14 protein-coding genes are annotated in these 13955 nt (G+C 47.9%); 7 read left to right on the forward strand and 7 right to left on the reverse strand.

All coding sequences use genetic code 11. The annotated features are described in order from the left end of the window. Positions 1-42 precede the first annotated feature (42 nt). Positions 43-1197, reverse strand: coding sequence for a PatB family C-S lyase (locus OW491_RS00265; protein WP_290034326.1), 1155 nt, complete (start codon positions 1195-1197; stop codon positions 43-45). Positions 1198-1403: 206 nt separating this feature from the next. Between OW491_RS00265 and OW491_RS00270 the strand changes: the two genes are divergently transcribed. Genes OW491_RS00270 through OW491_RS00290 form a run of 5 tightly spaced genes read left to right on the forward strand, consistent with a single transcriptional unit; the run spans position 1404 to position 5903 of the window. Then, the gene (locus OW491_RS00270; RefSeq protein ID WP_075173642.1) at positions 1404-2954 is read left to right on the forward strand and encodes a 2-isopropylmalate synthase; all 1551 of its coding nucleotides are present in this window, start codon (positions 1404-1406) and stop codon (positions 2952-2954) included. A gap of 49 nt (positions 2955-3003) precedes the next feature. Continuing rightward, positions 3004-3957 (forward strand): hypothetical protein, encoded by a 954-nt coding sequence (locus tag OW491_RS00275; RefSeq protein ID WP_290034327.1) that lies wholly within the window; start codon positions 3004-3006, stop codon positions 3955-3957. After that, positions 3957-4409 (forward strand): ribosomal protein S18-alanine N-acetyltransferase, encoded by a 453-nt coding sequence (rimI, locus tag OW491_RS00280; protein WP_290034328.1) that lies wholly within the window; start codon positions 3957-3959, stop codon positions 4407-4409. The genes OW491_RS00275 and rimI overlap by 1 nt, the downstream gene beginning before the upstream one ends. A 15-nt stretch (positions 4410-4424) precedes the next feature. Then, positions 4425-5288: a zinc-dependent peptidase gene (locus OW491_RS00285; protein ID WP_290034329.1), complete on the forward strand. Its 864-nt coding sequence runs from the start codon at positions 4425-4427 to the stop codon at positions 5286-5288. A gap of 30 nt (positions 5289-5318) precedes the next feature. Next, complete coding sequence (locus OW491_RS00290) at positions 5319-5903, forward strand: rhomboid family intramembrane serine protease (protein WP_290034330.1); 585 nt, start codon at positions 5319-5321, stop codon at positions 5901-5903. Here the strand turns inward: OW491_RS00290 and OW491_RS00295 are convergent. The 4 genes from OW491_RS00295 to leuA form a co-directional block, all read right to left on the reverse strand. Beyond that, a complete protein-coding gene (locus OW491_RS00295; protein ID WP_290034331.1) occupies positions 5900-6997 on the reverse strand; it encodes a DUF2955 domain-containing protein in 1098 nt (365 codons plus the stop codon). The genes OW491_RS00290 and OW491_RS00295 overlap by 4 nt on opposite strands. After that, positions 6987-8051 carry an HlyD family secretion protein gene (locus OW491_RS00300; protein WP_290034332.1) on the reverse strand — a complete coding sequence of 355 codons (1065 nt, stop codon included), beginning with the start codon at positions 8049-8051 and terminating at the stop codon, positions 6987-6989. The genes OW491_RS00295 and OW491_RS00300 overlap by 11 nt, the downstream gene beginning before the upstream one ends. Then, positions 8048-8548 carry a MarR family transcriptional regulator gene (locus tag OW491_RS00305; protein WP_290034334.1) on the reverse strand — a complete coding sequence of 167 codons (501 nt, stop codon included), beginning with the start codon at positions 8546-8548 and terminating at the stop codon, positions 8048-8050. The genes OW491_RS00300 and OW491_RS00305 overlap by 4 nt, the downstream gene beginning before the upstream one ends. A 253-nt stretch (positions 8549-8801) precedes the next feature. Further along, a complete protein-coding gene (gene leuA, locus OW491_RS00310) occupies positions 8802-10466 on the reverse strand; it encodes a 2-isopropylmalate synthase (RefSeq protein WP_290034335.1) in 1665 nt (554 codons plus the stop codon). Positions 10467-10802: 336 nt separating this feature from the next. On the opposite strand from leuA, the gene OW491_RS00315 reads away from it, so the two are divergent. Together OW491_RS00315 and OW491_RS00320 are read left to right on the forward strand one after the other, a co-directional pair. Further along, positions 10803-11288: an Lrp/AsnC family transcriptional regulator gene (locus OW491_RS00315; protein ID WP_075173648.1), complete on the forward strand. Its 486-nt coding sequence runs from the start codon at positions 10803-10805 to the stop codon at positions 11286-11288. Between the two features lie 102 nt (positions 11289-11390). Then, positions 11391-12059, forward strand: coding sequence for an energy-coupling factor ABC transporter permease (locus OW491_RS00320; RefSeq protein ID WP_290034336.1), 669 nt, complete (start codon positions 11391-11393; stop codon positions 12057-12059). 14 nt (positions 12060-12073) lie between these two features. On the opposite strand, the gene OW491_RS00325 is transcribed toward OW491_RS00320, so the two are convergent. Both OW491_RS00325 and OW491_RS00330 read right to left on the reverse strand, forming a co-directional pair. Next, on the reverse strand, positions 12074-12613 hold the full coding sequence (locus OW491_RS00325; RefSeq protein ID WP_075173652.1) for a response regulator transcription factor: 540 nt from the start codon (positions 12611-12613) through the stop codon (positions 12074-12076). Continuing rightward, on the reverse strand, positions 12606-13853 hold the full coding sequence (locus OW491_RS00330) for an ATP-binding protein (RefSeq protein ID WP_075179751.1): 1248 nt from the start codon (positions 13851-13853) through the stop codon (positions 12606-12608). Before OW491_RS00330 ends, OW491_RS00325 begins: the two co-directional genes overlap by 8 nt. Positions 13854-13955: the final 102 nt, after the last annotated feature.

The raw sequence follows: 13955 nt of genomic DNA on the forward strand, positions 1-13955 counted from the left end.
TTAATCCGTTTTTCCGACTGTTTGCCTTTTAATACGTTCCACTTATACGGGTAGATGGTTAATAAGGGCTATGCGCAAGCGGCGTATCGCTTCTTCAAGTAGTGCTCGTGGGCAACCAAAGTTAAGGCGCATGTAGCGATCATCACCAAAGTCGCGTCCGGGTGACATACCGACACCGGCTTCTTCAAAGAAACGAACTGGGTTTTCAAGTTTTGCCCCCGAAATGTCGATCCAAGCCAGGTAGGTTGCTTCTATCGGCAATAACGACAACCCAGGTATTTGATTGATTTCTTTGACGAGGTAATCGCGATTCGCACGTAAGTAGTCCAGTTGTTTTGTATTCCACTCGTCACCGGTCGCGTAAGCGGCCTCGGCGGCGGTGTAACCAAGTAAATTGACACTAGGCACGATGCCTTTACGTACTTGGTTAAACTGCCGACGTAACTGAGGGTTAGGAATAATGGCAAACGAACAGCCAAGGCCTGCAATATTGTAGGTCTTGCTCGGAGCCATCAGGGTGATGGTACGCTGTGCTATTGTCTCTGAAATGGAGGCAAGAGGAATATGGACTAACCCTGGTTCCAGAATGAGATCGCAATGAATTTCGTCCGAGCAAATCGTTATATTGTGTTGTTCTGCAATACTGGCTAAACGAGTTAATTCCTCTCGTTTATAGACGGTGCCGCCTGGGTTGTGCGGGTTACAAAACAATAGCAGCTGCGTTTGCTCCGTTATGTTGGCTTCTAACGCATCAAAATCCAGTACTCGGCGCTGGCCGTGATCGACCATTGGGATTTGAGTAACATAACGGTCGGACAAGCGGGGTGCTGTGACAAACGGAGGATAAATAGGTTGCGGCGCTATAACGGTATCTTGAGACGTGCCAACAGCGCGGCAGGCTAAGTTGAGGCCGCACACTAAGCCTGGTAGCCAAACTATCCAATCGCTTTCGATAGACCAGTTGTATTCGCTGGCCATTCGCTTAATGACGGTTTGCACGAGCGATTCTGGCGCTTCGGTGTAACCGAATATGCCGTGGTCAATCCGTTCATGCAGCGCCTTGATAACACCCGGTGGCGACATAAAATCGGTATCAGCCACCCACATGGGCAAAATGTCGGTATCGCGGTAGCGTTCCCATTTTTCACTGGCCGTGCCACGGCGATCTATTTGCGTATCAAAATCGAACGGAGTCATTACCTAATCCCTTTTAATGTAGTCGCTATATTACGTTATTGATAATGATTATCAATAACTCTTTATCAATGAGGCTGATAGCTTTTGTATATCATGTAACTAGCGCTGTAAGTGTGATCTAAATATGACGTAAAACGGCCATTTGCGTTAAACTATCGCTCATCAAATAGCGTCCTACAAGAGACAACCGAGCGGAGCTGCCAGCTATGACACAAGATAATCGCGTTATTATTTTTGACACTACCTTACGTGACGGAGAACAAAGTCCGGGCGCGTCAATGACTCGTGATGAAAAGCTGCGTATTGCCAAACAGTTAGAGAAAATGCGTGTTGATGTCATTGAGGCGGGTTTTGCTATTGCTTCGCCAGGTGATTTTGCATCAGTGCAGGCCATTGCTAATGCCATTACTGAAAGCACGGTGTGCTCGTTATCTCGCGCGCTTGATGCCGACATCGACCGTGCAGGAGAGGCGCTGCGTAATGCTGCATCGGGCCGTATTCATACCTTTATTGCAACGTCGCCTATTCATATGAAGTATAAACTTCAAATGGAACCTGATCGCGTAGTCGAAAACGCTGTGCACGCCGTTAAACGTGCGCGCAACTTAATTGATGATGTTGAGTTTTCGTTAGAAGATGCTAGCCGCTCTGAGATGGACTTTATGTGCCGTATCATCGAAGCGGTTATCGACGCTGGTGCTCGTACTATTAACATTCCCGATACCGTGGGTTATGCGGTACCCGAAGAGTTTGGCCATACTATCGCGCAATTATTGCAACGTATTCCAAATGCAGACAAAGCGATTTTCTCTGTGCATTGCCATAACGATTTAGGCTTGGCGGTTGCTAATTCGCTTGCAGCGGTGAGTGCCGGTGCGCGTCAGGTAGAATGTACCATTAATGGCTTAGGTGAGCGTGCGGGTAATGCGTCATTAGAAGAAGTGGTGATGGCTTTGCGCACCCGTAAAGACCGTTTGGGGTTGGAAACCAGTATTGATACGACACAGATCGTTCCTGCATCGCGTCTAGTATCGAGTGTCACGGGCTTTCCTGTTCAACCAAACAAAGCGATTGTCGGCGCTAATGCCTTTGCTCATGAGTCCGGTATCCATCAGGACGGCGTGCTAAAGCACCGTGAAACCTACGAGATCATGACGGCGCAAGATGTTGGTTGGAACACTAACCGTATGGTTATGGGTAAGCACTCAGGCCGCAATGCGTTTCGCTCGCGTTTAGAAGAGCTGGGTACCAGCTTCAATACTGATGTAGAACTCAACCATGCTTTTGCTCGCTTTAAAGAATTAGCGGATAAAAAGCATGAAATCTATGATGAAGATTTAATGGCGTTAGTGTCGGATACGCGTGCTGAAGATGCGTACGAGAAATATAAGTTGTCGTCTTTAAATGTCACATCACAGACAGGGGAAACTCCCTTGGCGCAGATTACGGTGATGGTCGATGGTGAAGAGCATAAAGCCGAAGCAACGGGTGGTGGGCCAGTTGATGCGGCGCTAAAAGCCATTGAATCGATTGTGCAATCGGATGCGAGTTTGGAGCTTTACTCGGTTAATGCGATTACCAGTGGCACTGATTCACAAGGCGAAGTGACCGTGCGTTTAGAAAAAGCAGGGCGCATAGTCAATGGATTAGGTGCTGATACCGATATTATTATTGCATCGGCTAAAGCTTATATACACGCGCTAAACTTAATGGCTTCGACGGTTCAAAAGGCGCACCCTCAAGGCAGCGGCGTTTAGCTCCTCGCGGGTATTCGCCAACGACACTCAATCAGGTAAGGCTTTAACAATGGATTCGGAACAACGTCGGCACGATTATTTACAGGCGATGGGCATCAGTAGTTGGTTGCCTCGTACGGCGTTACCGGCAGCTAAAGCCTCTCCTGACTGGGTTAATACGTTTTTGTATGGTGATTATGGCAGTGAAGGGTTTGATGACTTGGACGATGCCGGTGGCCATGAAAACCACCACAGTGCTCACGAAGTTGAGGTGGCTCATCAGACAACGCACCAGCTTGCTGATGCTTTACAAAAATCACCTCCATTGTCATCTGGTCATGCGCGAGATCAGTTACAGGCGGGTTTGAATGCGTTAACTACCAATAAGCCAACAGGGGTTAAGCAAGAGAACGCCGATAACGCAACGGCGCCCCAGGGCGCGCCTTCCCCAGCCGCAGAACTGGCGGCGAATATCGAAATTAAGCCACGACAACATAAAGAAGAGATCCCTACTTTCCGTTTGGCGTTTTGGCTATTTGAGCAAGCCATTGTTATCGATAGCATGCCGCCACAAGGGCGTGTAGGTCAGAATCTTGATCGGCACCAGCGCCTGTGTGTGAATATGATACGCGCCATGGGGGCTAACGCCGAATTGGTCGCATCGCCTTATGTGCTGCCGTGGCCTATTTTAGTCGGTGATGCGTTAAATCAAGGTCGTACGGTCGCGTCTGAAGCGGTCAGATATAAGCTGGAAAAAGTCTTAGCAGATCACCCGCCGCGGCCTATTATTTTACTGGGCGAAAGTGCGGCGCAAATGGTGATGCAGCGAGAAGAAAGCATCGATGATATGCGGGGTATGGTGTTTAATTATCGTAGCGACGCTAAGGTCGTTATCAGCCATAGCCTCACGCAAATGCTGCAAATCCCCGAGTGTAAAAAAGAAGTCTGGCAAGATTTACAAGCCTTACTCCCCTTGGCGGCCTATGTTACGCCCGCCGATGATACGGCTAGCTCGTTATCCTAATGAATCGTTATCGAGTAGCGGCACTCGCAGCATCTGATATACCAGCCATTCGAGTACTAGAGACCTGTTGTTTGCCACATGAGGCGTGGTCTGAATCTCAGTTATTGGCGCATCTACAGCATCCTGACACATTAAATATGGGGGTGTATGACCAAGACCGTTTGATCGCTTTTGCAATTAGCCGAGTGGTGTTGGACGAAGTAGAGCTCTATCAAATAGCAACACACCCTGCGTATGCAGGCCAAGGTGTGGCATCCCAGCTCCTGTCATCATTGGTAACGCGTTGGCGCAGTCAGCACTGCACCGTAGCACTGCTAGAAGTAAACGCTAGCAATGTGGCTGCGTTACGTTTATATGCCAAAATAGGGTTTGTTGAAAATGGCCGTCGTCGGGGTTATTACCAGACAGAGGCCGGAAAGCAAGACGCTGTCTTGATGCAGCTGAGCATCTAACTTTAAGGAAAGTGAGTGACTCAAATTTTACGTTGGTTAAGTGCAATCTCAACTTGGTTGTTTCGTTCTAAAGCGCCTGTGCCGGTTGAGTGGCAGCCTGAGTGGAGTCATATTTTGACGGCTAATGTCGCTTTTTATCGAGTACTCAGCGAAGAAGATAAGGCCCTTTTTGAGCACCGAGTTGCGCTATTCTTAGCTACCACAGCGGTTGAGGCGGGGCAGTTTGAGGTGACTGACAAGGATAGGATGTTAGTCGCCGCAAGTGCCATCATCCCTGTATGGGGCTTCCCCAAGTGGCACTATTTTAATTTAAAAGCCGTCTACCTATTACCTGCTGCTTTTAACCAGCAATTTGAATGCGGTAAGGCGGATTCTCGTATCACCGGTATGGTGGGCACTGGGCCTATGGCGGGCACTGGGCCTATGGCGGGCAAAATGGCGTTGTGTCGCTCAGCGCTCTATCAAGGCTTTGCTAATAGTAAAGATAAACATAATGTGGGTATTCATGAGTTTGTACATCTTATAGATATGTTGGATGGCGAGTGTGATGGCTACCCAGAGCGTTTTAAAGAATATGCCTATTCCATCCCTTGGTTTGAATTGGTTCGTCACAAAACGAACGAGATAGTGAAACGTAAAAGCAACATTGGTGATTATGCCAGCACCAACCGTGTTGAGTTTTTTGCGGTAGCGTCTGAGTATTTTTTTGAGCGCCCCCAGATGATGAAAGATAAGCATCCTAAATTATTTGATGCATTATCGGAGTTCTATCAACAAGATGTGATGGCCATCGAAAAGGATGTGCGAGTTAAGCGTAAGCAGCGATGCCCATGCGGCAGCAAAAAGCGCTATAAGCACTGCTGTATGCCTAGTGATTAATAACCATAACCATTAGCGAGTATTTTTCAGGTGACTAATCGGCGTTCTTTTTCTGATCATTTATCCACCAATATCACGGTGCTGCTTATTTTGATTGGCAGCATGGCGGGCCTTTATGTGATAGACAATGTGCTCCCAGTCTCATTGGCGTATTGGGGGATTATTCCACGCGACACTGGCAGCTTAGTGCATATTTTTACCGCGCCTTTTATTCACGGTAGTCTCGGCCACTTAGTCAATAATCTGATTGGTCTTACGGTCTTCAGTGCTATTTGTATGGTGCGCTCGCTTCGCTTTTGGCTAGCCGCTAGCGTGTTTGTTATTACCGTGGGAGGTTTGTTGGTTTGGCTGTTTGGACGCAGCGCATTGCATATTGGGGCTAGTGGCTGGATTTTTGGTTTGTGGAGCATTTTGATTGCGATGGCGTTTTTTGACCGTCGATTAATTAACATATTAATAGCGCTGGTCGTGGTGATATTTTATGGCGGAATGGCTTATGGCGTATTACCCACGGACCCGCGCATTTCCTTTGAATCCCACCTATTTGGAGCATTAGCCGGTGCGCTTTTTGCGTACCTTTATAGCCGAGCAAACAAAAGCGCGCGTCCAACTTAATTAATGTATAGGCGTGTTGCTTCAAAGCGGTTGAGGAGCAGGTGCATTAGGTAGATGACCAGTAAGGTGAATACGACTGAGACCGAGACCGATGTAAACCGGTATAAGGCGTTGTAGACCAAATCTTGAGTGGGGGTTAAGTATTGCCCAAATAAGATAGCCATGGTCGTCATTGCACCAAAACCCGCTCCAGACCCGCCGCCTTCATGTGCGTGGTGTCGTGCAAATAGCATGATGCTAAACCACAGTCCAAAGCTAACAAATAGCAGCATATTAGAGTGTGTTAGCAGCACGAACTGAATTAATAACCCTACATTACAACCAATCAGCGTTCCGACGGCTCGGTTCCATGCCGCTTTGCCAGCGCCGTGCCAGTTAAGGGGAAACAAGATAAGAATCGAAGCCATTTGTGCGGAGAGCGAGCCTTTTAAATCCAGTATTTGAAAGACAATGAAAGACAAGGTCGCTACCGTTGTGGTTAAGATTATTTCATGGCGTAAATTACTAGCCGGTTTGGGTGGTGGTTTTCGTGGTGTTCGCGGCTCGGCATCAGGAAAAAACGTATGCATCAACATAGCGATAAGAATCGTCACAAAGGTGGCTGCTATGTTAGACATGACCATGTCGCTTACATGAGTCGATGGGTACGGATAACTAGCAAAATGCAGCTGAATAGATAACCCGGTAATACCTAAGGCACCAAATAAGAAATAGGGGCCTTGGCTCATGCAGCGAAAGAGAATTGCAAACATCACCATAGCTGTCATTGTCATTGGGATAGGTCGGTCACCAAGAGCACCTTGTACAAAAAGTGTAGAAAAGCTGATGAGCACCATGCTGGCTAAAAATTGACGGATCACATGCCCATTTAACACAGGCACCAACGCGAGTAACAGCATGGGGTAAACGACAAAAAAAGCGCCATAGTTCCAATTCATCAGTTTGCAGATGATAAAACCTAAGGTGCCGCCGAAGGCAGCGCGCAAGCACATTTGCACATCATTGGCAGACAGTGTTTGCGCATAAGGCCCCGTGACTGAAGGCCGATACCTCCTAGGTAATAAGCTAACTTTGAATAAGCGCTTAGTAGACATAATGCAGCCAACTAATTAGGTGGGCTTGGATATGCCCTAACCAAGCGGCTAGCCCGGAAACAGGGTAAAGCTGTACGGTACTGCGTGCGCCGGTGGGGAGTGAAGCCAGCAGCTCGGGGTGTTCGTCTAGCGTCAGGTGTATACGCATGTATTGCGCGTCTCGAATCCAGCGGTCGGATTCGGCTGGGTCGGCTAAGTTGCCGTCAGCGGTTAGTTGGCCCGCTTTAACACCGGCGTCTACAGAGACCACGTGTGCGTCGTATACTTGTCCTGGAAGGCTGTCGAAAATGACACTTGCCTCATTGCCTACGGCTGCCTTACTGAGTGATTTCTCGCGAAAGTCAGCGATGATATCGGCTTCATTTGAGACCACGGCCGCGACGGGTGCCCCTGCACTGGCATAGTTACCAGGGACAAGCTGTAAGTTGGTAATGATACCGTCTACTTTGGCGCGAACATCGGTGTAGTAGAGTGCGAGCTTTGCATCAGCTAGATTATTTTCGGCTTGCTTGAGTAAGAGGTTTTGGTCACTTTTAAGACCCCGTTCGACGGTGGCTTGGTTTTCTTTTGACTTTGCTTCTTCGAGTACCGCCAAAGCAGCCAAGTAGCTCGCGTGTATTTGATCGTATTGCTGTTGCCCTATATTGCGATTAGCTAACAGGCGCGATAGACGCTTTTGTTCTTTGGATAACTCATTCACATCGGCTGTCGCGGCAGCGACACTGGCTTTGGCGGCAATTATAGAGGCGTCTAATTGTTGATTGGTTTTAACCGCGGCTTTAACCGCTAGTTCGGCTTTAGTGACGGCCAATTGATACGCTTGCTTGTCCAGCGTAAATAAAACATCACCCTGTTGCACCGGTTGGTTGTTAATAACATGGACGGCTGTAATTTGTCCTCCGACTTCGGGTGCTACACGCACGACTGGATGCATAACGCGCGAGTGAGTCGACACTGGCATCCATAAATCGGCGCCCAAAAAATAGATAAAGAGAACGGCAAACAGGACGAGCGCTCTATGCACCCAGCGTTTGAACAGTTGATCGGGGGTCATAGTTGATCTTCCTCGTTATCGACATGGGTTAACCAGCGTTTTGCATTGTTTTCCATGCGCGTTAGTGTGTCGCTCACCGCTTCCAGCTCTTCATCAGTCACCCCTTGATAAAAAGCCTCTCTAACCTCGTGGATATAGTGGTTAAGCTCAGTAAGCCGATCACGTCCCTTAGGTGTGAACCACAAGCACTGGGAGCGTTTGTCACTTGGGTGCTGTCGCCGCTCGATTAAACCGTGCTCTTGCAGTTGGTTTAATGTACGGGTTAGTGAGGGCATTTCTATGGCTAGTTCATTCGCGAGTGCTCGCGGAGAGCAGCCTTCACCCAGCTTGCTCAGATGCACCATGGCGGTCCATCGTGATTCGGTCATATCGAGTGGCTGGACCACGCTTGTTATCGAAGCTCGCCATAAGCGGTGCAGGTGGCCTATTTGCAACCCAAACGATCGATTACGGGCGGACTCGTTTAGTGGCGGGGATGTAGGTGAATGTTTAGACACGGGAAACTCAGTAGTGGGTGAATATAAAAGTGCTTAATAAAGTTAGCAGGCTAATTAGATTGCATTATAGTTAGCTGGCTAACTAGTTGGCAGCCCAATGTTTGAATAAGAGCGTTGCATATTTCGTGTGAAGGCTTGATTGAGGGGTTTGGCAGAGAGCGTATGTAAAGCGGGGTATAGCGGTGCACACGGCAGTGAGCACCATGGTGTTAAGCCCCTTGACCGGGAGGCAAAGGGCTTTTAGGGAGTAAACTTACGCCGCGTGTACTTGCTCAATTTGGCGGCGGCTAAAGGCACTGAGCACGGCTTGTAAGCTAGCGGCAGATGTATCTTCTGCGATGATAACACTGCAATAGGTGCTACCGTTTATATCCAGTGCAATACAGGCTTGAGCTTGGGCGTTAGTCCCCTCGGTGAGCGCGTTTTCATCAAAATGAGTGACGCGAATAGTTACACCATAAGCGGTTTCTAGCGCTTGAACTAAGGCTTCGATTGCTCCAGTGCCTTTACCTTGCAGCGGTGGTTGAACAGCTGGGACTTTAAATGTGCCTTTTACTATCCCGGCATCAGTATGCAGGTCGTAGCCTGATAATGCCCATTGGGGGTCAATCGCTGCAAAGTGCTCATCATAAAGAGATTTGATTTGTAATGAGGTGATTTCAGCCCCGGTATTTTCTGAAGCCTTTTGCACGACTTTACTGATAGCTCCATGCATCCACTTAGGCAGTTGTATACCGTAGTCTCGCTCTAAAACAAGCGCCACGCCGCCTTTGCCACTTTGGCTATTTATACGAACAACGGCTTCATATTCGCGGCCAATGTCACGCGGGTCGATGGGTAAGTAAGCCACGTCCCAGTGTTCAAGGTTATGTTGCTCGTGGTAGCTGATCGATTTACGAATCGCATCCTGGTGGCTACCTGAGAATGCCGTATAGACGAGTTCGCCAGCCCATGGGTGACGTGCAGAGACGGGTAATTCGGTACAAAACTCAACGACTTCTATAATTTCTTTGATGTTGGAAAAATCCAACTCAGGATCGACGCCTTGGGAATATAAGTTCATACCCATGGTGACGATATCCATATTACCCGTGCGTTCGCCGTTGCCAATTAAGGTGCCTTCTACACGGTCGGCTCCGGCCATAACGGCCAATTCAGCGGCAGCGACACCACAGCCGCGGTCGTTATGTGTGTGAAGACTGATAGTAATATGTTGGCGTTGGCTGATGTGGCGGCAAAAATACTCGATCTGATCGGCGTATACATTCGGTGTAGACACTTCGACTGTCGCGGGTAAGTTGATAATGACTTTACGGCCGGTTTCAGGTTTCCATTCGGCAATAACGGCATCACATACTTCCACTGCGTAGTCCATTTCTGTGCCCGTAAAGCTTTCGGGAGAGTATTGAAATGACCAATGGGTTTCTGGGTTTTGTGATGCGTACTCGCGTACCCATTTAGCGCCTTGAACAGCAATGGCTTTGATGCCATCGCGATCCATCCCAAAGACCTGCTCGCGTTGAACGGTCGATGTTGAGTTGTACACATGAACAATGGCTTGCTTAGCGCCTTTGAGTGCTTCGTACGAGCGGGAGATAAGATCCTCACGTGCTTGCGTTAAAATTTGAATAGTCACGTCGTCAGGGATCATGTCTTCATTGATCAACTTGCGTACAAAATCAAAGTCTGGCTGGGATGCTGATGGAAAGCCCACTTCGATTTCTTTAAACCCTAACTTTACTAGCAGCAGGAACATACGTGTTTTTTGTTCGATATTCATCGGGTTGATAAGTGCTTGGTTGCCATCACGCAAATCAACGCTACACCAATCAGGTGCGCTTGTAATTTGCTTGTCTGGCCAAGTGCGGTCAGTCAAGCGAATAGGTGTGAATGGACGGTATTTACGATGGTCGAACATGGTGTTCCCTGCCTTGTGAGCTACGGTAGTTAAGGGTGATTCTTGATCAAAGATATACAAGGAAGCAGCACAGTTAACGCTGGGTAAGCTAAGGATGCTTTCTAAACGGGGTGCTGTTTAGATGCTTGCCATATTCAATCCGGTTAATCGAATACTCTGCACTTATGGATAAATGTGTGCTGGCAGATTCCTGTGTACTTCCTATTGATGAGTAGTCTACGCCTAACGATGCGCAATAGGTTTGCTAAAATGTCTCTTAATACAATTGAAGCGCAATAATTTGTATGTTTTTATAGTTTTTGTTTTGTTTTTATTGCGAGTATTTGAGGTGTGGTGATGTTGAATGTGGATCTAGACCGGTTTGATATAAAAATATTGCACGAGCTTCAGCGAGACGCATCCATATCAAACCAAGATTTGGCGGATCGAATAGGGCTAACGGCGGCACCCTGTTCGCGCCGAGTTAAGCAGTTAGAAGAGAGCGGTGTCATCGAGCGGCAGGTCGTGCGCGTAAATGAAAGAAAGGTGGGGCTTAACTTAATAGCCTTGTTACATATTAGTATGGACAAGCATATCCCTGAACGTTTCGAGGCATTTGAGCAAGCTATTGGCGACATACCAGAGGTGATGGAGTGTTACCTTATTACCGGTCATGATGCTGATTACCAATTGAAAGTTGCTGTTGCTGATATGGATAGCTATCACGATATTTTGCTGGGTAAGATCACTCGCATCAGCGGGGTTACAGGGGTTAAGTCGGCATTTATTATGCGTAAAGTCATTGATACGACTGCCGTGCCTTTGCACTATTTGGGCCGGTAAGAGTTTGGTGCTGAGTTCGTTGATGTGTATCAAGGTCTCACTGCCATTTACGCGTAGCCTAACGATTATGTATACATGTTTGGGACGGATCAGTAACTTTTTATGAACATTACCGACGGTTTGTTAACGGGTTCTTGGCTTTGGGTTATCCACGTACTTTTTGTTGTGGGGTTGATGGCGGCTAGCATAAAAGCGCCATGGGATTTGCTGGTCAATGAACGCCGCTTGCAGCATCTTTTTTTCGCAGTGACTGTCGTATTAATGGTGATGTGGGTTATGCGTGCCGGTATTTCACCTGGGTTGAGCATCCACTTTTTAGGGGTGACGGCGTTAACCCTGATACTCGGCTGGGACCTCGCCATCTTGTCGGCTACGTTAGTGTTGCTAGCCATGACGGTACTCGGTAAAGAGAGCTGGCAAGGTTTTACGGCAAATGGGGTCTGTTTAGTGGTGCTGCCAGCATTGTTAACGCACTTTATTCAAAGTTGGATTGGTCGTCTCTTACCTAAGAACTTTTTTGTTTACCTGTTCGGTTGCGGGTTCTTGGGAGCGGCTGTGGTCGTTGCTGTATCGGGTACGGCAATGTCTTTATTATTATGGGTAAGCGATGTGTATCCGTGGGCAAAAATTCAGCACGAATACATTAACTACCTTCCTCTTATCATGTTCCCCGAAGCACTGATGAACGGCATTTTGATGACCGGTATTATGGTGTTTTATCCGGATTGGATACGCACGTTTGATGCGCGCGTTTACATTGATGAGCAGTAACGTATTTTGTTGTACTAACGTCTGACCGGTCGCTTGTCGAGCTTTCGTTGTAGGGTTCGCCGGTGCATACCCAAGGCGCGCGCTGTAGCAGATATATTGCCGTTATTCTCGGCTAGCACTTTGTTGATATGTTCCCATTCTAAGCGGTTAACCGACATAGGCGAGTTTGCCACGGGGGTGCTGGCATCTCCTGTTGGCTGGCTGTCTAAGGCGGCTAAAATTTCATCGGCATTGGCGGGCTTAGGTAAGTATTGGGTAGCACCGAGTTTGATGGCTTCGACAGCGGTATTAATGCTGGCGTAGCCGGTCAAAATAACGATTTTAATCGCGGGGTTAGCGGCTTTTAAATGTTCAATAATAGTAAGCCCCGAGGCGCCATCCATTTTTAGGTCTAAGGTGGCTTTGTCGGGGGTCCACGTCGTTAATAAGTCGGGTACAGCTTCTGCATTCTGGCAAACCTGCGTTTCAAACCCCCGCCTTGACATAGTACGAGCCAATATATGCGTAAAAGTGGGGTCATCATCTACGATTAAAAACTTTTCAGTATCAACCATGAACAGCTCTCCGAGATAAACGCACTTCGGTAATAGTACCCGAGTCTTCTGCATTATAGAGTTGTACGTCGCCATCGTAACTTGCGATAGTCGATGACGTTAAAAATAGACCTATACCAAGCCCACCTCCTTTGGTGGTGATAAAGGGCTTTCCTAGCTGGTCTGCCTGCTCGATAGGTAGACCGGGGCCGAAGTCGCGAATGCGTATGAAAACATCGTCTTTATCCCACGTGAGGCTGATGCGTATGCCTTGGGGGTTTGCGTCGGCTGCATTATTGAGTAAGTTGAGTATGGCTTGGCGCAGCGCTGTAGTACTGCGCAAATCAGGGGGCAAATCGGCCTTAACATTTAGAGTGAAGGTGACTTCGGGGCGCGTTATCTTCCACTGTTCTATGATGTCTTGCATAAACTCAGTAGCCAAGGTCGTGTGCTCGCTGCTTTGTTCTTCTTCTACTGATCGAGCCATTTCTTTTAGTTTACCCGCGCATACTTGAACTTGCTGTTGAAGTAAGTCGAGGTCTTCTTGCTGTTCGGTATCGAGCCGGGGGTCTTTGCTCATTTCGTGTAGTAGCACTCGCATGGTGCCTAAAGGTGTGCCGAGTTCGTGAGCGGTGCCGGCAGCAATGGTGGCTAAAGACAGTAACTGCTGGTTGTGGATGGCTGTTTCGCGACTTTCAATGAGGGCTTTTTGTTGCGCTTGCAGAGAACGGTTAAGGTGTGTGATGAAGTAAGTAATGACAATTGCGGTCATTAAAAAGTTGATCCACATACCCACCATGTGGATATCTAAATAATCCGTGACACCGTGCTGGTGGCCAAACATGGGGGTAATGGGTACATAGTCACGTAGCAGAATGCCGTACATGAGTGAGACTAGAATACCGATGATCCATATATAGCGGTTCTCAAGTGTCATTACCGCAATGATGAGAGGAATAAGCAGCATGGATACAAAGGGATTAGTACCACCACCGGTGTGGTACAACAAAAAACCATAAATGATGCAATCTGCTAGCAGTTGGCTAAACAGTTCGAGTGAGGTCACGGGGAAAGCGGAGTGTAGACGCGCGTAAGTGACTAAGTTAAGGAAGGCGAGCAGTAATAATGCACTTCCTGAGAACCAAGGTGATATAGGAAGGTGCAGGTATAAAATCGCGAAGGTTAGTGCGCATGTTTGCGCGCAAATAACGACAAACCGTATATATGTTAGTTGTAGCAAGGGTTGCTGATTGGCTGTCAATGCTGGCTCCTGCGCCTGCGAGATGAAGGTTGCCTGTATGTTAGCGTATTTTTCATTATAGCTAAGCTAAATGATGGAGCTAAGCGACATCTTGTCGCACAG

It is taken from the genome of Neptunomonas sp. CHC150, assembly GCF_030397555.1.
Lineage (GTDB): Bacteria > Pseudomonadota > Gammaproteobacteria > Pseudomonadales > Balneatricaceae > Neptunomonas > Neptunomonas phycophila.

Excerpts from the sequence above, each read along its gene's own strand:
- rimI (WP_290034328.1), top strand. The coding sequence starts at position 3,957 with ATGAATCGTTATCGAGTAGCGGCACTCGCAGCATCTGATATACCAGCC.
- OW491_RS00320 (WP_290034336.1), top strand. The coding sequence starts at position 11,391 with ATGAACATTACCGACGGTTTGTTAACGGGTTCTTGGCTTTGGGTTATC.
- OW491_RS00325 (WP_075173652.1), bottom strand. The coding sequence starts at position 12,613 with ATGGTTGATACTGAAAAGTTTTTAATCGTAGATGATGACCCCACTTTT.
- OW491_RS00295 (WP_290034331.1), bottom strand. The coding sequence starts at position 6,997 with ATGTCTACTAAGCGCTTATTCAAAGTTAGCTTATTACCTAGGAGGTAT.
- OW491_RS00270 (WP_075173642.1), top strand. The coding sequence starts at position 1,404 with ATGACACAAGATAATCGCGTTATTATTTTTGACACTACCTTACGTGAC.
- OW491_RS00315 (WP_075173648.1), top strand. The coding sequence starts at position 10,803 with ATGTTGAATGTGGATCTAGACCGGTTTGATATAAAAATATTGCACGAG.
- OW491_RS00300 (WP_290034332.1), bottom strand. The coding sequence starts at position 8,051 with ATGACCCCCGATCAACTGTTCAAACGCTGGGTGCATAGAGCGCTCGTC.
- OW491_RS00275 (WP_290034327.1), top strand. The coding sequence starts at position 3,004 with ATGGATTCGGAACAACGTCGGCACGATTATTTACAGGCGATGGGCATC.
- OW491_RS00265 (WP_290034326.1), bottom strand. The coding sequence starts at position 1,197 with ATGACTCCGTTCGATTTTGATACGCAAATAGATCGCCGTGGCACGGCC.
- leuA (WP_290034335.1), bottom strand. The coding sequence starts at position 10,466 with ATGTTCGACCATCGTAAATACCGTCCATTCACACCTATTCGCTTGACT.